The organism is Kutzneria chonburiensis (genome assembly GCF_028622115.1).
GTDB classification, from domain to species: Bacteria; Actinomycetota; Actinomycetes; order Mycobacteriales; family Pseudonocardiaceae; genus Kutzneria; species Kutzneria chonburiensis.
On the sequence record NZ_CP097263.1, the window covers coordinates 8,064,274 to 8,082,549 of the forward strand.

The 18,276-nt window shown below is 61.7% G+C and carries 22 protein-coding genes; 16 read left to right on the plus strand and 6 right to left on the minus strand.

The genetic code is table 11. The features are described from left to right. Positions 1 to 3: 3 nt before the first annotated feature. The 6 genes from M3Q35_RS37485 to M3Q35_RS37510 form a co-directional block, all read right to left on the minus strand. Positions 4 to 528, minus strand: a complete 525-nt coding sequence (locus M3Q35_RS37485; RefSeq protein WP_273937283.1) for a hypothetical protein — start codon at positions 526 to 528, stop codon at positions 4 to 6. 42 nt (positions 529 to 570) lie between these two features. Continuing rightward, a complete protein-coding gene (locus tag M3Q35_RS37490) occupies positions 571 to 1,323 on the minus strand; it encodes a VG15 protein (RefSeq protein ID WP_273937284.1) in 753 nt (250 codons plus the stop codon). Next, positions 1,323 to 2,780: a phage portal protein gene (locus M3Q35_RS37495; protein ID WP_273937285.1), complete on the minus strand. Its 1,458-nt coding sequence runs from the start codon at positions 2,778 to 2,780 to the stop codon at positions 1,323 to 1,325. Before M3Q35_RS37495 ends, M3Q35_RS37490 begins: the two co-directional genes overlap by 1 nt. 42 nt (positions 2,781 to 2,822) lie before the next feature. Next, positions 2,823 to 4,451 (minus strand): hypothetical protein, encoded by a 1,629-nt coding sequence (locus M3Q35_RS37500; RefSeq protein WP_273937286.1) that lies wholly within the window; start codon positions 4,449 to 4,451, stop codon positions 2,823 to 2,825. Beyond that, positions 4,451 to 4,879: a phage terminase small subunit gene (locus M3Q35_RS37505; protein WP_446685280.1), complete on the minus strand. Its 429-nt coding sequence runs from the start codon at positions 4,877 to 4,879 to the stop codon at positions 4,451 to 4,453. Before M3Q35_RS37505 ends, M3Q35_RS37500 begins: the two co-directional genes overlap by 1 nt. Positions 4,880 to 4,993: 114 nt before the next feature. After that, complete coding sequence (locus M3Q35_RS37510; protein ID WP_273937289.1) at positions 4,994 to 6,151, minus strand: LysM peptidoglycan-binding domain-containing protein; 1,158 nt, start codon at positions 6,149 to 6,151, stop codon at positions 4,994 to 4,996. Positions 6,152 to 7,365: 1,214 nt separating this feature from the next. On the opposite strand from M3Q35_RS37510, the gene M3Q35_RS37515 reads away from it, so the two are divergent. The 16 genes from M3Q35_RS37515 (at position 7,366) to M3Q35_RS37590 (ending at position 18,264) form a co-directional block, all read left to right on the plus strand. Beyond that, positions 7,366 to 7,674, plus strand: a complete 309-nt coding sequence (locus M3Q35_RS37515; RefSeq protein ID WP_273937290.1) for a hypothetical protein — start codon at positions 7,366 to 7,368, stop codon at positions 7,672 to 7,674. Between the two features lie 2 nt (positions 7,675 to 7,676). After that, a complete protein-coding gene (locus M3Q35_RS37520) occupies positions 7,677 to 8,054 on the plus strand; it encodes a hypothetical protein (RefSeq protein WP_273937291.1) in 378 nt (125 codons plus the stop codon). After that, a complete protein-coding gene (locus M3Q35_RS37525) occupies positions 8,038 to 8,517 on the plus strand; it encodes a hypothetical protein (RefSeq protein ID WP_273937292.1) in 480 nt (159 codons plus the stop codon). The genes M3Q35_RS37520 and M3Q35_RS37525 overlap by 17 nt, the downstream gene beginning before the upstream one ends. A gap of 110 nt (positions 8,518 to 8,627) precedes the next feature. Then, positions 8,628 to 8,816 (plus strand): hypothetical protein, encoded by a 189-nt coding sequence (locus tag M3Q35_RS37530; RefSeq protein ID WP_273937293.1) that lies wholly within the window; start codon positions 8,628 to 8,630, stop codon positions 8,814 to 8,816. A 202-nt stretch (positions 8,817 to 9,018) separates the two neighbouring features. Further along, complete coding sequence (locus M3Q35_RS37535; protein WP_273937294.1) at positions 9,019 to 9,831, plus strand: hypothetical protein; 813 nt, start codon at positions 9,019 to 9,021, stop codon at positions 9,829 to 9,831. A 71-nt stretch (positions 9,832 to 9,902) separates the two neighbouring features. Continuing rightward, entirely contained in the window at positions 9,903 to 10,493 is a 591-nt protein-coding gene (locus M3Q35_RS37540; protein WP_273937296.1) for a hypothetical protein, read from the plus strand. A 1-nt stretch (position 10,494) separates the two neighbouring features. Beyond that, a complete protein-coding gene (locus M3Q35_RS37545) occupies positions 10,495 to 11,124 on the plus strand; it encodes a hypothetical protein (RefSeq protein WP_273937297.1) in 630 nt (209 codons plus the stop codon). Next, positions 11,117 to 11,362, plus strand: a complete 246-nt coding sequence (locus tag M3Q35_RS37550) for a hypothetical protein (protein WP_273937298.1) — start codon at positions 11,117 to 11,119, stop codon at positions 11,360 to 11,362. The genes M3Q35_RS37545 and M3Q35_RS37550 overlap by 8 nt, the downstream gene beginning before the upstream one ends. 398 nt (positions 11,363 to 11,760) lie before the next feature. Beyond that, a complete protein-coding gene (locus M3Q35_RS37555; protein WP_273937299.1) occupies positions 11,761 to 11,961 on the plus strand; it encodes a hypothetical protein in 201 nt (66 codons plus the stop codon). Between the two features lie 1,133 nt (positions 11,962 to 13,094). Then, positions 13,095 to 13,694 carry a hypothetical protein gene (locus tag M3Q35_RS37560; RefSeq protein WP_273937300.1) on the plus strand — a complete coding sequence of 200 codons (600 nt, stop codon included), beginning with the start codon at positions 13,095 to 13,097 and terminating at the stop codon, positions 13,692 to 13,694. A gap of 360 nt (positions 13,695 to 14,054) precedes the next feature. Next, on the plus strand, positions 14,055 to 14,855 hold the full coding sequence (locus tag M3Q35_RS37565; protein ID WP_273937301.1) for a RecB family exonuclease: 801 nt from the start codon (positions 14,055 to 14,057) through the stop codon (positions 14,853 to 14,855). Between the two features lie 118 nt (positions 14,856 to 14,973). Then, positions 14,974 to 15,705, plus strand: a complete 732-nt coding sequence (locus tag M3Q35_RS37570; protein WP_273937302.1) for an AAA family ATPase — start codon at positions 14,974 to 14,976, stop codon at positions 15,703 to 15,705. Positions 15,706 to 15,729: 24 nt separating this feature from the next. Beyond that, positions 15,730 to 16,131 carry a hypothetical protein gene (locus M3Q35_RS37575; RefSeq protein WP_273937303.1) on the plus strand — a complete coding sequence of 134 codons (402 nt, stop codon included), beginning with the start codon at positions 15,730 to 15,732 and terminating at the stop codon, positions 16,129 to 16,131. Between the two features lie 2 nt (positions 16,132 to 16,133). Continuing rightward, entirely contained in the window at positions 16,134 to 17,036 is a 903-nt protein-coding gene (locus tag M3Q35_RS49155) for a toprim domain-containing protein (RefSeq protein ID WP_273937304.1), read from the plus strand. After that, the gene (locus M3Q35_RS37585) at positions 17,033 to 17,500 is read left to right on the plus strand and encodes a hypothetical protein (RefSeq protein WP_273937305.1); all 468 of its coding nucleotides are present in this window, start codon (positions 17,033 to 17,035) and stop codon (positions 17,498 to 17,500) included. Before M3Q35_RS49155 ends, M3Q35_RS37585 begins: the two co-directional genes overlap by 4 nt. After that, positions 17,497 to 18,264, plus strand: coding sequence for a metallophosphoesterase (locus M3Q35_RS37590; protein WP_273937306.1), 768 nt, complete (start codon positions 17,497 to 17,499; stop codon positions 18,262 to 18,264). Before M3Q35_RS37585 ends, M3Q35_RS37590 begins: the two co-directional genes overlap by 4 nt. The last annotated feature ends 12 nt before the right edge of the window (positions 18,265 to 18,276 follow it).

Consider the following 18,276-nt stretch of genomic DNA (forward strand, 5'->3'; position numbering starts at 1 on the left):
AGGTCAGCGGAACTTGCGCTTGAGGATCTGGTCGGCCAGCGCGTCAGCGTCGAAGTCCGGTTCCTCGTTGGCGGCGGACCCGCCGGACTGGAGCGCGGCGACGGGCGCGGTCCGCAGGCCGCCGGCCCGCTGGGTCGAGGTCAGCGCGGCCAGCCGTTCAGCCGCTGCCTTCATCGCGTCTTCGTCACCCGCGATGAACTCGCCCAACTCGTCCGGCAAGCCGAACTGCTTGAGCACCCGAGAGCGGGTCAGCTCGGTCCGCAGGGCGGACAGCTCGCTCTCGCGGGCTGTCAGCGACTCCTGGAGGCGCTGAGACTCGGTCTTCTGGGCGTCCTCGGCGGCCCGTGCCTTCTCGGCCAGCGGCTCCAGTTCGCGGACCTGCGTCCTGTAGTTGGCAGCGTCCTTGCGGGCCTGGCGAAGCTCCTGCTGTGCCCACTCCGGAAGTGAGTCGATGCCGGTCGGCTCGGTGGCCTGGGTGCCGGTGTCAGGCGCGTCGGTCTGGATCTGGGCAGAGGTGTCCTCGGACACGGATTCCCTCCTGGGGAAGCGAAATAGGGCTGTGGTGCCGGGCTACTGGTTGCGCTCTGCGTAGAGCTGACGCCGGAACTGGTTGAGGCGGTCGTTCGCCGGGTCGGCACCCTTTTGTGCGCCGGGACGGCCGGCGGACTCGCCCCACAAGTCGTGGAACAACTCCGTGGTGGACGGCAGCGCCTGATCCTCTGTCCACATCGGACGCGCGTAGCAGGTGCAATGACTGTGGGAACGGAAGTTCCCGGACTCCTTGCTGCGGTAGACCGCGCCCCGGCTGGCTAGCATCGCGCAGAACGCACACGCCCTCAGGCTGGCCACTCGCAGCCAGCCCACCGCGTGACGGTCCTGTTGAACGTTGCCAAGGATCTGATCCCTGCCGGCGTCCAGGATCAGCCGGGTCGCCGCTCCCGCGCTCTGCGTAAACGCGGAGCCCATCGCGCGTTCGGGCGACCAGCCTTTCCGGAGCGCCTGCTTGATCGGGATCGGGCCCGTGGCGAGCATCGACGCCCACACCTTGTCGAACGGAATCTCCTGCGGTGTAGCGGGAATCCACCCGCCGGGGACGTCTTCCAGCTCCCGCAGGTCACCGAAGTAGGTGTTGGCGAGGTCAACGGCTCGTGCCCTGTGCGTGTCGAAGTAGTGAGTGATCGCACCCGCGTACGAGGGAAACGAGCCGTTGAGGTCGTTGAAGTCCAGCAGGCCCCAGAACTGGCTGAAGTCTCGAACCGCCTGGGCTCGAAGGGAAAGCTGGTCCTGGTAGTACCTGCGTGACAGCGTGTCGGTGGTCGCCATCAGGCCGTCTGCTTGTCCGATGGCGTGCCGTAGCCGTCGGACTTCTTGGTCGGCTGGCCGGGGACGTTCGTGCCAGGCTTCGCGTTGTCCTGGCCCTTGGCAGCGACGTCAGCCCGCCCGGCTTGGGCGTTGAGAACGCCCATCATGTTCCCGAAGCTGTCGGCTTCCTCGGCCATCTTCTTCCAGGCCGCCACATCGGAGCTGGTGACGCCGGGAACCCGCTCCCACAACGCTTCCGGAGGAACTTGAAGCATCTGCGTCAGTTTGCCCAGGGCGTCCACAGTGGCGGCCAGCGAACGGGCTTCAGTGTCCCGCCACACAATCCTGTTGTCCCACAGGGAATCGGAGTCAGCGGAGAACCTGCCGGACGCGACAGCGGCCAGGCGCATGGTCTGAGCCCACGCCTCACCGAGTATCGTTCGCTTCTCCGACACCTTCCGCTGAAGGCCGGCTTCGGCGGCGGCGAGGGCCTCGGCGCTCAGATTGACGATGTCACCGAGCAAGTACGCCGGTGGAACCTGCGACATGGCCGACAGGTGCTTGATCGTCGCGTCGATGGCTTCGAGGATCTTCGAGATATCGGACTCGGTGAACTCACCGAAGCGTGTATCGGGATCTTCTGCGGCCCAGACTCTGTTGACGGCCGCGTTAAACGGCTCGACCTGCTTCCCGGTGGCCGGGTCGACCGGGATCACCATGCCCGTGACCCACCGCTGACGAAACGAGGCGTACTGAGCCAGCATCGACGCCGTGAGGACCAGATTGTTCAACCTGTCCTGAGTGGGCAGCAGCGGTTCGAGCTCACCCTTGGGCGGGATGTTCGGCGAGGTCGACAACTGGTTGCGAAACCTTACGACCGGGACAACACCGAGGTTGTGGGCCTCGGTGCTGACCAACGTGAACGAGTCCACGTTGGGGACACCGTCGATGAAGTAGTCCCCCACGAAGGTGTACGCGTTCACCTCGTCGTACAACACGACTTTCGAGCGCTTCTGACCGTCCTGATAGGACAGCTTGTGCTCCATTGCCCACTGCGGCCACTCGTCATGGATGACGTCCTCGTAGAGCGCCATCATCGACAGCGGCGAGACTGCCCGCATGACCGGTGATCCCTTGCCTGGCACCACGATCACGTATGCCAGACCGTAGGTCAGGCAGTCCCGGTGAACCGCGTGCTGCCACGCGTCCAAACTGTTGCGACGCCAGTACTCCCACGCCGAGTCATCATCTGGACTGTCCGGCTTGCGGTAACCCTCCACGTACAGCTGCTGGGCCACGCTCGTGACCACCAACGGCAACATGTTGAGGACTGCCTGCTCCAGCAGGACACGGTATTCCCGCATCGCTGACTTCGGCGTGTACGGCGGATCCTGCGACCCGTTGGCGTACTGCTCGATATAGGAGAACTTCCTGTAATCGGCCGAGAACCGGCCAAGCGAGCGCTCTAATGCGCTCATGACTCCCCCGTCAGGGGTCACACAACCCCCTTTCAGGGTCAGCTACCAGCCAACGACACGGCCGGTCCTTTGCCGCGCCCACTTCCTGAGGACGCCCTTCTCCAGGGCGATCCGCCGAGCCCGGCGGGCGATGACCAGCGCCACGGCCGCATCGACCTTGCGGGGACTGTCGCGGCTTTCCTTGCCGAGTCCGGTCCCGTACTTGTTGGGTCTGCGCCTGGCGTTCTTCAAGTGCCGCAACAGGCTTGGATGACTGTGGATGGAAATGGCGCCGGTCCTGAAGGCCGCTTCTGTGGACTCGGCCTCGATCGTGAAGTCCTGCGTGCGGGACCTCATGTCGAAGGAGAAGACGCCCTTCGAGCTGACAGCGCAGAAAACCTGATCCCGGAACTCATCCGCCCAGCTGTCCACATAGGATTCCCAGTAGGCGAGGTCAGCCCCGAAAACGGCGATGCGGAACCGCACGAAGGCCGAGTGCACCGCCGCGTCGACCTCTTGGCGCGGCACTTCCCAGTCGTCGTAGCCGGGAGCATCCGGCTTTTCCCACACACCAAGAAGTTCTCCATGGCCGGTGATGATGTCGACGGCCACGAGAGCGGTCGCGTCCTTGGCGCGGGATCCATCGAACCCTAACGCCACAACGGATCCGTCATCGATCCGGTCACCGGTAGTCGCCTGATCGACCTCGTGGGGAGCCAGCCAAGCGTCCTCTGCCGCAACGATCGTGTTGAGGTAATAACGCCTCGCGTCCTGTGGAGGAGTCGCCGGGTCGTAGATCTCCTCCACGATGCGGTCAAGATCAAGCCATTCCGCATCACCTCGGACATCCAGCAGCGCCAGGCGAAGAAGCTCCTCGTCGCCGAGATCGAGCACGGCAAGCGACGACTCGATGCAGTCGAAGAGGATGCCGGTCGTCCTTGACCGTCCCTCTTGCTGGGCCTGGAAAGCCTCGTAGTCGAGTTCGGCAACGGAGCCCTCACCCGGGGCGAAAGCGTTGGTGGTGACCAACATCCTCGCTGTGCCGTTACGGCTCTTGCCGAGGTTCCGCCTTAAGACGCGGGCGAGCTTGTGCCCTGCAACGGAATCCGTCCAGTGCTGCGTCTCGTCCGCAATCACGCACGTGGGACGCCCGCCCTCCAAGGTCGAGGCGCTTGCGGTGACGGTCTCCAGCTTGCGTTCCTGCTGTGCGCCCGCATAGATCCGCGTAAGCCCCGAATCCACGGGGATGCCGTCAATCTCCTTACGGTCGCCGATCATCCCGCGCACCATGTCGTACACGTTCTGCGTCTGCTTCTCGCTGACGGCCGCGAACTGAACCCAACTCGTCGGGGGCCGCTTAGCTTCCCACGTGCGTCCGTTGTAGATCGCTCGACACGGCCCCAGAAGTTCAATCAGGGCAACGGCTCCGGCCAGCGGCCCCTTACCCCACCCCTTGACCCGCTGGATGATTCCCCTGCGGTACAACCACTTGTGTTGCTTGTGAGGATCAGTGGCGTACCACCAAGCCAAGAACAACTTCTGTTCCCGCGTGAACTTCCACGGCTGACCGGCCTGCGGACCGTCCGGGTAGAGCAAATGCTTCTCGGCCCACGCCACGACAGCGCGGGAGATCAGCATCTGCTCCGGCTGCGGCAGAAAGTCCGGGAGGTTCCCGGTCTGCTTCGCGGCCATCAATCCATCCCGGCGAACGGATCCGGCTCGGACTCCTCGGGCTCCTCCGCCTTCATCGGCGGCTTCACCCGCACACCCGCGCTGGCCCTTTCCTTCTGGCCAAACAAAAGTCGATCCTCAAGCTGACGGATCTCAGCCGCTAGCTTGAGGATCAGGACGGGGTCACCCTCGTTGCGGTAGAAAAGATCCTTCAGCGTTAGCAAGTCCCGGACCCGCATCCAGTCCGTAGGCTGGTACACCGCCGCCTGCGGGGAACGCAGAATGGCCGCGTAGTACTCCTGGGTGCGGACGCTTAGCCGAGACAGATCGATCTCAGGAGCGTCCGCAACCCCGGCCGTCAACGCCTCGATCTCCACGGCGGCGGCATCGCGGCGGGATTCGTTCCGCCTACGGCGCTCGTCCTTCGGAGTGGGTCCGTTTCCGGCCAAGGCTCAACCTCCGGGCTATGGGCAGCCTCGGGGGGCTGGCCTCCGTTCAGGGGAGAGTGGGAACAGGCGTCCCGTGGGAGTCAGCTCAACCACGAGACGCCCGTAGCGGGTGGGTCAGTACCGCAGTACCTGACCCGGGTAGATCACGAACGGCGAGCTGATCCCGTTCGCGCTAGCGATTCCACGCCAGTCGACGCCCAGGCGCTCACCGATCACGCTCAGGCTGTCGCCGGCCTGGACGGTGTAGGTACGCGGTGCCGGAGCTGGCGCACCGCCACCGGCAGGAATCTGGAGCACCTGGCCCGGGTAGATGGTGTACGGCGACCCGAGCCCGTTCAGGCTGGCAATAGCCGGCCAGTCCACGCCGAGCTTCGCGCCAATGCCGCTCAAGGTGTCGCCGGCCTGAACCGTGTAGCCCGATCCGCCGGCTGGCTGGCCACCCCCGCCATGGATGCGGAGCACCTGGCCGGGATGGATGATGTTGGGATCGGCCAACCCGTTGATCTGGGCAAGCTCCTGCCAGCTCACACCAAACCGTGCGGCGATTCCCGAAAGGGTATCGCCCGCCTGGACGGTGTAGGTGTCCGAATCCTGCGGCGGTGCCGGCGGGCCCGAAGGCGGCGAAGTCGGAGCCGAACCATCGATCCGAAGCGAATCGAGCGAGAACGCACCCAAGGTGACATTCTTGTCGACGTTGCCGGAAATACCCGGCACGTATCCGCCTGAGGTGTGCTGATGCACCGCCAGGCGCGGATGCTGGTATCCACCGGTATTGCCCGGGTCTCCGTTATAGAGGGCCAGCCAGACAAAAACGCCGTCGTCCGCCCACTCGTTCGGCCGGAGAATCGAGTTCCAAAAGCTCAGGTTCGCGTAAACCGCGATCTGCCGCACGCCGGCCTGGCGCCGAAACTCCTGGATGAACTGCGAGACGAACGCATTGGAGTTGTCCGGGTTCCAGTTGATCCCCTCGGACGGAGAATTCTCGATGTCGAGCATCGGCGCGAAACTGCCGGAGCCGGACAGCCCGAGGAAATTCAGCTCACGAACGAACGTGGCCACGTTTGCCGCCACGGAAACCTGCGGATCGGCGAAGTGATAACCCCCGGCGACGACGCCGGCCCGGCGAGCGTTATCAGCCTGACTCGCGCGCTGCGGATTGGTGTAGTAATCCCCCTGGGTGACCTTGATGGAAGCGAACTCGATTCCATCGCCGCGAACGGCGTTCCAGTCGTTGACCGAGTTCCAGCCGGAAATGTCAATGCCGTGCTGCACATGCGCCTTTCGGTAGACGTGCAGGACCGGTGGGGATGGAATTCCCGCCGAGGATCGACCTCGGCGGGTTCAAAATCGCATCGGCGCGTCTAAGAGACAGAGCGAAGCTCTGTCGACATGTCCGAAGGACGAACTGGCTATCTAGCTCGTCTAGGAGGTCTTCTCCCTGGGGGTCGAAGACCCCCGGTACGAAGTCACGAACTTACGAACTTACCGAGGGTAAGTTCGTAAAGTCGTAAGTTCGTAGTGGCCCTCTCCGAGGGCCTACAAGTGAAGAAAGACCTGGTCGAACCCATCCCCGTAGGTCCTTCCCTACCCAGTCCATAGGTGTCACACGGGGTGGCTTGTGACGACCGAGTGACGGGGGTCACGTTCCCTCGCGTGCGCCCGCGTTGAGGGCGCGTTCGCCGAGGTCGGCCGCCAGGCCGGCCCGAGGCTCCAGACCCGTACAAAATTTGATCAGCTATGCCAGGCGGGCTTCTGGCCGATACGGATGGGGGTACCCCCAGGTGGCCTAATGCTCGAAGAAATGCCAATGAATTGATTGAGATTGATGTGTGATCATCGCGTGTCCAATGTGGACGTTGATGAATCGAATGCATTTGGCGTTCGTATTCGAATGTGCGATGATTGACATTGATTCACGTTGTCGCGACGATTGAGTGAGTCGTGACGAACGCGTTCAACGTGCGTGTGGCGAAGCGTGTTCAATAATGTGCATATATTTATTGTTCAACACATAAATATATGAATGTTGTACATATATTTATGTGCTCTTAGGTGTATATGCAGGGTGGCTCTCAGACCCCCTTCGACGTACCCCCTTCCGGTACCCTGATCCGCCCTCTGAGCTGCTCTTTTGGGCATGGTGGTAGGCGCAGAGGGATTGCAGGTTTGAAAGACTGTGATCGTCCCCCGCCTGTATGTGGTCCACCTGGTTGGCAGGCAGTCCGCATTGGATCCCCGTGTCGGCTCTGACCGCCCGGCAGGAATACCCGTCACGCGTCAATACCTGCCGTCGAATCTGGGGCCAATTCCTAGGTAGCCGACGCTTGCGGGTCGACCCATTCCACTGTGACACCGGTCACAAACCTCCGATTCGGACTTGACGTTCAGCAGACGTACGAGGAAAGTGGTTGTCATCAGCCGGAGCGTTCAGCACGGCTTCCGGTTTCACTCGGACTTAACATTCAGCAAGGGCGCTAGGGGGAGACGTGGAGCAGCCGGAAGACCACGCCAAGGTGATTCAGGCGTTTCGTGACGTACAGAAGATGTGGCATCACGAGCTGATCGGGAAGTCGACCGTTGTCGAAGAGAACGGCGACACGGTGACCTATCAGCGGCTGTGGTTCTGCGACATCTTCGCGGCGGCGTCGTTCGTGAGCGTGTTCAACCTTCGTGACCACGCGACCATTGAGCAGCCGTCGGAGTCGTTTAACGCGGCCGTGAACATCCTCGTGCGGATTGATGACGTGGCCGCTAAGCGCGTGCTGTTTCCGTTCGGTGAGAACTGGGAGAACTGAGCATGAAAATTGACTGGGGTCTGGGATCGGTTGCGGCGTACATCCCCAGGGAGAACAGGCCCTATATCGAGTGCCTGTTCAGCACGGCGGGTGACGAGAAGTACGGCGTGACCGATGTGTTTGGCTTTGGAACGCTGGCGAATAGCCGACCGGTGTTCGTGGCAACAATGACGTTCCCGACGCCCTATCGGGCCGTGAAGTGGGCGACCAATCACGGGGTGGCGGACAAGATTCAGTTTGTCCACCCGTGTCCCGAAATCCCGGGTACCGCGTGTATTCAGGTCACGGTGGATGACGTCGTTATGGGGCGTATTTGGGACATGATTGACCGAGGCAAGATCAAATGCGAATCGGGGGAACCTAATGCGGACCTGGGTTAAGGTCACGCTTGGCGTGGTTGGTGGTTTCGCGCTTGCCGGATTGGTTGCCGGCAATCACCCTGTGGACACTGCAAGCGTGCCGATCGTTCCGACATGTTCAGACATGACCGTGAAGAATCCGGTGACATTGCAGGACGTCATGCGGCGAAATAACGTCGCCACGTCCGTGCTGCTAGGTGAGCTCAACACGGCGGATCATGGCGCGGCCAATGATTCGGTTCGGAACTATCTGAGTTACAGCTTCAACGGTGATCCCGCGACACGTGGAGTTGCTGTTACTCGTGTGAGTCTGCCGCAGTGTGGGCCCATCGTGGTGACGCTGACCAATATCAACGGGTCCAATGAGGCGCAGTTGGCATCGTTGGTTACTGCGGCGAACGAAACCGCAGGTTTCGAGCGGGTGCCTGTCGCACTGATTAACGGTGAGGGTGCACTTTTCGCGTACGGCGTCACCGGCCGTTAAATGCTGCTCTAGAACTTAACATTCAGCGAGAGAGGGCGCGCGTTCGCGTTGCCCAACGGAAACGCGCCCTCTACCCAACTCATAGGTGTCACAACCACTGGAGTGTGACGGTGAAGACCACCGTAGTTGTCTGGACGCGTTGGCTCGGTTCCTGGGAGGACGAACAGTTCGGACGTCCGTGCGTCGGTGACGTGGTTATGACCGAGCGTGGCTATGCAGAGGTCAGCGAAACGGACCACGAATGCCACATTGACGGCTACTGCGAGATTCAGCCGGAAACGTGGGAGTACGCGGCGTGAAGATGCACAAGGTAGACGCGTGGCTTGTTCACTACGCCGATGGATGGGTGGACCGATTTTACGATCAGGGTTTGGTCGCCTGGTCGATTCAAAACCGCGCCGTGCGGCGAGTCTTTTTCGACCCGCAAAACCGCGTTTGCGAGTTCGACCGTTTCGACAGTAAGGCTCAGTCTTGCTACATGTGTGAGAGGGAGGCTCAGGCATGATCGAGAATCCGGAAGTTCAAATCGTCGTCTGCGACGACGCGCGTAAGTGGCTCAACCAGAACTATCGGTATTCCGTCTATGAAGCGGAAGATTTCGCGGAAGACCAGGACTGGTACGGTTTCGCGTTCGTTCTGGGCAGTGACGGCAGTCCACTTTCTCTGTCGGATGAGTACATCTCTGGTCACGAGTGTGAGTACATTCGGGAACTGAGCAACGCAGAGGAAGCGCAGAAAATCCTCACGGAAGCAACCGGATCGTACGCCAACACGGGAGCAGTGTTCGAAGAGTTCGCCGGTTGTCTGGCGTACGACTACACGAACGAAAAGGCGCGTGAAGCGGCAGAGGGCATCGGAAACCGGTTGTCTTCATACGGGTTTCTCAATGAGGAAGACTGCGGAGAGCGTGAACGGGAAGCCGCTATTCGGTACCTCAAAGAGGCGTACGGCATTGAGGACGAATTGGCTGACGAGTTGCTAACCGAGCTTCACAGCGAGGGACACGGCGACACAGAGGTTTTCTGCGGCAATTGCGGGACGATTCGCACTCATGAGGACGTTCCGGACGCCATGGCATCTATCGGCTACCACAAGTGTGCCGAGTGTGACGAGTGGCTGAAAACCGACGCTGAAAACGTGCTCTGTTTCGACTGTGCGGCCGCTGAACGTACTGCGGACTGCAAATGTGTTCCTAACTTCGTGGCCGCTCGTAAGGAAACCGGGCGAGTCATCGAAAAGTGGGAGCTCCGGGAAATCCTTCTCGGCTGTGACTCCTGCTATGGGACACGCTCTGAACGGTTCTGGCGTAGCTAGTTCGCTGTTTGGCATCCGGCCACTTTCGGATGCCTTGCAGCGTGCTAGGCACGCTAGACAGGGGTACTCATATGGCAATCGCCGAAACCTGCGACTTTGTGGAACTGATCTGTGCCGAATTAGGCGACGGATGGCACGTCGACCGGTATCCCGGGTATCTCGGGTCCTTTGTCGTCAAGGTGAACGGGCCGGACAGTCAACATGTGTGGTTCCGGCCTGAACGCGGCCGTCTTGAGATCACGGGTCATTACCCGGACGCGGCAAAAAGGGCGTACGGCGAGACGTGCAACGTGCGTATTGCGGTCAGTGCTGCCAAGACACCGGTGGTCATCGCTCGGGAAATCCGGAAGCGATTTCTCCCGCAATACGAACCGGGGTTGTTCGAAGTCGTGAAGCAAATTAGCGGTCGGGAGGCAGCGGCGGCAGCGCGCAGAGATACCGTGGTGGCGTTGAAGGATGAATTTCCGGCGCTGACGCAAATCAGCTATAAGCCTGACACGCTCGATCTCTGCCACCCGCACTCAGGGTCCATTGAGGTTGCCGCTTCCGGCAACGGCACGTTCTGTTCTGAATTCACGGTCAAGGGTGCCAGCGTCGATATGGTGCGGCGGCTACTGGCTGCCCTGGACGGCCGGACCGTCTATCCGACCTTGGGGGAGTGACATGTGGGTGCGGCGTGACCCGGAAACGGGTCGAATCTGGCAAGAGCTCACCGAACACGAAATGGGAATAGCGCTCAAGAGGCGCGCGACACCACAGCCGGACGGAATGAAGCTGTACAGCGTCGACGCCTTCACCGTGGACGTTCACCGCAACGGCGAGATAGAAGCCGTGCCGTTCGTATGGGAACCGCGCGAAGTTCAAAGGGTCGGCATTGCCGGATACGGTGATCGCGTCGTGCGGGTGCTGAAGCGCTGCCCGGTTCCCGATATCAGGGTCGGTGACTACGTCACCATGGGGTTTATGGGCGGAATTGCAGCGCTGACCGTCCGAATTGGCGTACGCGCCCTAGTTGACGACGGGGTGGCGTTCGAATTCGACTGGAACGGATTCAGGGACCGTCCAGGCGGCTCGCTGCTGCCTGACGGGCTGGTTTTCAAGCGGTCCGAATTCTGTTCCGATGTTTACGGCCCTATCGCCTGTGATTACTGCGACCGACAGGCGACCCTTATCGAGATTCACGGATCAGACCTCTATTGCCAGTCGTGCGCGAAGAACAATTTCAACGCGCCGAGTGAGTCGGTTAAGCCACTCACCGTGCCCGGCTATCGGAAGGCGTATCCCGATGAGTGAGGGGAAATCTGTCCGCTACGTCGTTCGCGACCGTGAGGGCGAAATCGTCAACCCGGGTGACATCATGGTGTCATTTCGTGACGTTGAATGGATTTTCGAACGGTGTGTGCATCCGAACAAGATCACCGTCTACCAGGGTGATCCGGACGGAATATGGCCCGCCAAGCTGACAAGCGATTTCTACGCCTCGGTTTTTGACGCCTCGATCACGGTCGAAGGTGACGAAAATTGCCTGTAGAACAGTGGCTCTCTAAACGTCAACATGAGCACGGGCTAAATCGGGTACAAGCTATCGAGCTTCTTATTAGTAAGCTGGCCACCGGATCCCACAACGTCATCCGTGGTAGGGTGGTCACCAACAACTGAAGAACCGACATGTGATGTCGGGCCGGTCCATGGGATCGGGGCAGACGCCAGAAAGCGCCATGCGGGTAGCCAACCCCGTATGGCGCTTTCGTCGTTTCCGGCGTCCGAGATAGACGGTCGCTGAGAACGTCCCTGCCGGACGAAAAGCGGCTATGTGGATAGGTCATACCGGGGAGTCGACAACGGCTCTTAGCGTGGAAATGGGGTGGCATTGTGGGTGTTTCGCCGTGTGAGGTTCTGAGGTGGTGCGGTAGGGGTACGCGGGTCGCTGTGAGCAGCCCCGTGTGGGCGGTGCTGCCGGACGGGGTCGGTACGGCGGCTGTCGCGCTGGACGGTGACCAGCCGGGCCTGAGGCTGCTCCGTGCCGACCGTGCCGACCGTGCCGACCGTGCCGACCGTGCCGACCGTGCCGACCGTGCCGACCGTGCCGACCGTGCCGACCGTGCCGACCGTGCCGACCGTGGCGGTTAGGCACGGCAGGGAGGCAACCCCGGTCCCGAATGGGCCGGGGCATTTTTTTGCCCACCGGACTGTCCATTATGGATGATCAACTTGCAATTGAACGGCGATCATTCTTTGAAGATCAACCACGGTGGCCATCGGCTTCATGATCAACTTCCCAGACCGGCAATTTCGCTAGGAGGTCCAGCAGGTTAATCGCGCGTATATATACGTGTATATATATGTGCGCGCGTGAGGATACCGGCCTTGTTGGTGATGCTTGGCGAGGTTGACGTGCCGGCAGGGTCATCCGGCCGCAGGGTGGTTGCCGTGCGGTAGCGGTTCCATGCCGCACCCTCGGTGTGACCGAGCTGACGGAGATTCACCCGCTCAAGCCTGTATCTGCCGAGGTAGAGACCCGGAACTGCCGCCGGCTCACCGTGTTTGTACTGGCGGCGGTGACGCTTCGTGCGAGCCGGCCACGGGCTACTGAGACCAGGCTCACAGTTTGGAATCCCTCGAATGAGGTGGACGGCCTTCCGTGCGGCGTGGCCAGGGACTGGGGGCCGCTGGCGCCGAAGCTCCATTGTGGACAAATAGACGCCACGGAAGTTGCCCTTTACCTGGGAGATGGTGACTCCCGTTAACAGTCAAAATGACCCCTCCCCCTACCTGGGTACCCCCGGCGAGGTACCCCCGCGTCGGGCACCCCTGGGCTGTATCGAGGGCGGAGGTTGCTAGTCCAACCGGGTTACGTGTTACGCACCCCCGGACCGCCGGTCATGCAGAAGTCACGGGGTCTGTGTCGGCCGCGAGTATGTTCGATCTATCGCTTCCCGTCGTCACCTCAATGTCGGCCCGGAAGTGACCGGTCCTGGCCTCTGGAATCGCGGAGGCCGGGACCGGAGCAATCGCTTGGCCATGGGGGGCTGGACCTGGCGTCGAGCCCCTAACCGCTCCTGGGGGAGTTGCTTGCATGGGTGACGTGTGGGTTGAGGCGTGCGAATCGGATCCGCTGTGGAGCTGTCCAGCGGTGCGGCAGCCCAGCCTGTGTGATCTGCCTCATGATCTAGTCGCTTGACGTTCAGCAGGCGTTGATGTTGTATGGAGCTTCGCCCGGTCGGGCAACGCCAGAAGTTGCCGCTTGACGTTCAGCAGCAATCATGGTTAGCCTCGAAGACGAGGTGATGACGATGGAAAACGCGAACGACCGGCGAAAGGTGCTCACTCCCGCGCTGTATGTCGAACTTGTGACACGGTATACGGTCAACGGCAAGCGGGTGCGGTCGGACAGTCTAATAGCCGACGACTTTGGAGTGAGCCGTGCGAGGGTGAGTCAGGTACGGGAACTTGCGAAGGAGCAGTTTCCGGGCGTACTTCCTGAGACGCCAACGGAAGCGACAAACAGAACGTGGCCGTGGGGCAACATCCCCGGCGAGTTTCAGCGCACGCAGATTTATCAGAACCTGCGGGCCTTCGCTCGGTACATCGCTACGGGCGGCAAGGGGATGAGCGCGGTCAGCGTGGGCCGTGTGCTCAGCCTACTGGCCTTGCTTCGGGACGGAAACCTGGTGGTCGAGTTCGATCCTAAGATTCCGCCGGAGCCAGGAGTTAGCAACAAGGGAGGGTGGCGTTATGTACCGCGAAACGAGGAACTGGACGGCGACGCTCAAACTGGACTCATTTTTAGGGTAAACGAGCACACGAGGGAGCTGACCGACGAAATTAGACTGATCTGGAAATTTCCTGCCACGCTGCCCTGACGTGGCGTGGGAGGGGGAAGAGGAAATACCGATGTACGCCCACATTGGGCCTTCAGTTCAGATAATTTCTACACACTTGCCCTACTTCCACTTGTGGAAGGAGAGCTGGGCTCAGTCATGGCGAAACGGACCGGTCCTGCGGTTTTATCACACGGTCCTGCTCGGCATGTCCGATCCCATCGCGGAACCGGTGCGGGCAGCGCTACGGGGGCGCTGCTACACCGAGCTTGACTCGGTTGAAGACGACGATGAGGGGATGCTTTTCGGGCGAGCTGTACTGAAAACGATCGGCTTGTTCGATACCTGCCCCGGTGTGGAACGAAGTCACACATGCGGGGCCGGGTTGGCGGCGGAAGGCCCGTGACCTACCGATCCGTCAGCCAGCTCAAGAGCTACGCGCGATGCGCGTACGGGTACTACCTGGAGCGGGTGGCAAAGGCGTGGACCCGCCCTGCGGCATGGTTGCCGCAGGGCGTTGCGGTCCACGAAGCCGTGGAAGCTGTTGAACGCTCGGGCCGCACCATGACGGCCGCACAAGCTCAAGGCGTGTTCCGGGAGAGCTATGCCAGAGAGGTCAATGCGTCAGCGGCGACCTGTCCGAACTTCAACTGGTGGATGCCCAGCGGCCGGCATCAGGGCGAAGCCGACATCGCGCGCCGGTGGGGCCTCGGCCTGGACCAGGTGGCGGCTTACGTGGACTATGTGGAGACCCACCCGCACGAGGTGATCTGGGTAGCGCCTGACGGGACACCCGCCATCGAGCTGGAGTTCGAGGTCCGGTTCGGCACGGTGATCGTGCGGGGATACCTAGACCAGGCGGTTGAAGTCGACGGCGAGGTGCGGGTACGTGATGTCAAGACGGGCCTGCCGCCGGACGACGAGCTTCAGCTTGGCGTGTACGGCGTAGCGCTCAGCAAGACCTATGACGTGGAGGTGCGAACCGGGGACTACTGGATGGCCAAGGCGGGCCGGCCGGCCCATCCCTACGACCTGACGGCCTGGACTGAGGAGAGGATCACGGAGGCGTTCGAGGAGATGGATGCAGGAGTTCGAAGTGGACGCTTCGAGCCTGACCCGGAGCCGGCCAAGTGCGACCGGTGCCCGGTCAAGGACAAGTGCGAGTTCGGTCCCATGGCCGATTTTCTGCGACCCGGCACTTAACATTCAGCAAGAGTTCGTAAGTTCGTAAGTTCGTAGTGGGGGTGTCGTGTACTCGCTTCTCCAGTCCAGGCGTGTCAGAGGGTCGGCGGGCGAACCGCTTCCCGCTGTCTTCAAGTCGTTGGCGGACAAGGGATTTATCCTTCGGCGGGGTCAGCTGGCGCTGGTCGCTGCTGGGCCGGGGACGGGCAAGAGCGCGTTTGCCTTGACGCAGGCACTGAAGAGTCGAGTCCCGACGCTGTACCTGTCCGCCGACAGTGACGCTTTCGTCCAGCTCACGCGGTCGCTGTCCATCCTTATGGGATGGACGCTGGAGCAGTCGGCCCGCGCGGTACTCCGGGACGACCTGGGTGCGGCGCAGCAGGTTCTCGCTGGCTTGCCGATCAGGTTTGAGTTCAGCGCCTCGCCGACGCTCGACCAGATCGAGTTGACCATGGCGGCCTATGAGGAGGTGTACGGGTCCTATCCGACGCTCGTCGTCGTCGACAACATCACCAATGTCCAAGCTGGGCTAGGGGAAGACGAGGGATCGGCCGGGCTGGACAGGCTGATGGACTACTTGTCAACCATGGCAAGGGAAACCCGTGCGTGCGTGCTCGGTCTGCATCATGTGACCTCGGGGTTCAACGATGCGGACAAGCCGGTCCCGTTGTCCGGAGTGAAGAACCAGGTTTCCCGGGTGCCTGCTCTCATCGGGACGATGTTCAAGCCGGTCAGGGACGAGTGGAGCGAGGACGTCCTGTGCTTCTCGAAGGTGAAGGACAGGAACGGCCGCGCCGATCCAAGTGGGCACGACTACGTGGAGTTGCGGTTCGCGGGTGATCGGATGCTGATCGAGGACATGGCCGCGTAGGCGAGCCTGAACGAGGGGGAATAGTTGGAAAAGAAGAAGGCTGCGCCGAAGGCGCGGAAGCTGTCTGTCCCTAATGGACGTGCGGTCAAGGCGCGGGGACGTAACTGGGAGAACGCCGTGGTGTCGATCTGCCACCGGTTGGGCTGGGTCGACGCCAAGCGCAACGGAGCCGTGTACGGCGGAGCGGACCGAGGAGACATCGGCGGGGCACCGCTGACAATCCAGTGCAAGGCGGTAGACCGTGTCCAACTGTGGAGGCATCTAGACGACGCCATCGAGCAAGCCGGCCACAACGGCACGTCGGATGAGACATGCGTGGTCTACAAGCGCCACGGTGGATCTACGGCAGACGCCGCCTGGGTGTTTCGCGGCGACTTTGCCGAACGACTGTTGCAGCACTACTACTTAACATTCAGCAAGGATTGATCATGGCGGTGCCGCCGGTGCCTGCCGTCGCGCCGATCGTGGCGGTGCTACGGCACTACTACCCCGGATGGGAACCACCGGTTGAGCGGGGGAGTGGACGCGGTGTCGCTGCCCCGTGCACGGCGAGGAACACGCATCCGCGTCAATCTCGTTCTCCCGCAACGCGTTCCGCTGCCACGGCTGCGGCTCGAAAGGGGACGTCCTGTCGATCATCCGACAACAGGAAGGAGGAGATCATTCCAGCGCTGTCCGACGGGCAGAAGAAATATCTGGCGGACGCTACGAGCCGGTACCACGCCGCACTGACGGGAAGCCCCGCCGAAGAGTATTTGGCCAGCCGGGGACTGGGAGCGCAGAGCGTCCGGGAGATCGTCGACCGCTACCGCCTTGGCTACGTAGCTGACCCTGTTGCGGGACAGGGAATGTACCGAGGCTGGCTCGCCATTCCCTATCTACGCAAGGGAACTGACCGAGACTGGTCGGTCGCATCGATCAGGTTTCGATGCCTGGAGCACCACGAGCATCAGGGGCACGGGAAGTACATGACCCTGCCGGGCGACCGGCCCAGGCTCTACAACACGCCGGCTCTGATGACCGCATCGGATCAGATCGCCATCTGTGAAGGCGAGCTGGACACCGTCACCGCCGCTGCCTGCGGGCTCGACGCGGTGGGAGTCCCGGGCGTCGAAGCCTGGCAACCTCACTTTGCTCCCGCGTTCCTTGGCTACGAACGGGTGTACCTGTTGGCCGACAACGACGACAGCGGACAGGGCCTGAAGTTCGCCGAGCGGATCGCCGGAGAGCTGCCGAACGCGCGAGTCGTGCTCATGCCGCATGGGCATGACGTCAACTCGCTGGTCATGCAGCAAGGGAAGAGGTCCCTGCTGGAGAGGATCACCGATTGAAACACGAGAACAACAGCTTGGTTCGCATCACGGTGGGGCAGCTCGAAGGCTTCGTCGGCCGCATCACGGGCTACGACGAGTTCTTTGAGCTGTACCTGGTCCGCGTGCCCGAACTCGCGGAGACCGTGGTCGGGCTGGATGAGACGGAGATAGAAGCCTTGGCAGACAACGACAACAGCGCCGCACCGGCCAACGAGCCTGACATGCCACCGGCGCCACCCTTCGGAATGTCCTCAGAGGACCTGGCGCAGTACACGGCTGACTTCATCAACCGCTGCATGACACGGGTTACCACCGTCGGCCGTGAGCAGTACGACCTCGGCGGCCACCAGCAGTTCGAAGTGAAGTCCATCGCGGACGTGTGCCGCATGGCCCTGGAGGAAGTCGAGGACTTCGCCGTGTACGCGGCCATGGTGCACATCCGAGTTCGGCGGACCCTGGCCGCCGTGGAAGAGGTTCTGTGAGGCGGACCTACGTCGTAATCAGCGACACCCAGATCCCGTACCAGGATCAGCGAGCGCTGGCAGGGGTCATCCGCTTCATCGGCTCGTACCAACCCGATGAGGTCGTGCAGATCGGAGACCTCGCCGACTTTCCCCAACCATCGCAGTGGTCCAAGGACTCGCGTGGCGAGTACGAGGGAAGCATCTTCCGTGACGCCGAGACGGTGAAGGAGAAGTTCCTCAAGCCGCTTCGAGCTGTCTACTCGGGACAGGTCGGCGTGATCGAGGGCAACCACGACCTTCGCCCTCGGCAGTACCTCAAGCGGTATGCGCCCGCACTGGAGGGATCGCCGGCGTTCGAGTTAGAGAACCTGTTCGACTTCAAGGCGTTCGACGTCGCGAAGCTGCCCGACTTCTACGAGTTCAGCCCCGGCTGGCTGATGTGCCACGGCCACTTGGCCCGGTTCAACATCTCGCCCATCGCTGGGAACACGGCGTTGAACGGGGCGAAGAAGATCGGCAAGTCCGTGGTCATGGGCCACACACACCGACTGGGCAAGGGATCCCACTCGGTCGGCTACGACGGGAAGATTACCTCCACCCTGACCGGCGTCGAAGTCGGGCACCTCATGGACATGAAGGCTGCCGGCTACCTGAAGCGCGGCGTGGGCGACTGGCAAATGGGATTCGGCGTGATCCATGTCGACGGCCACCACGTCCAGGCCGAAGTCATCGCCATCAGGCACCGAAAGTTCATTGTGGACGGACAAACCTATTCCTGCTGACAGTGGGAAACG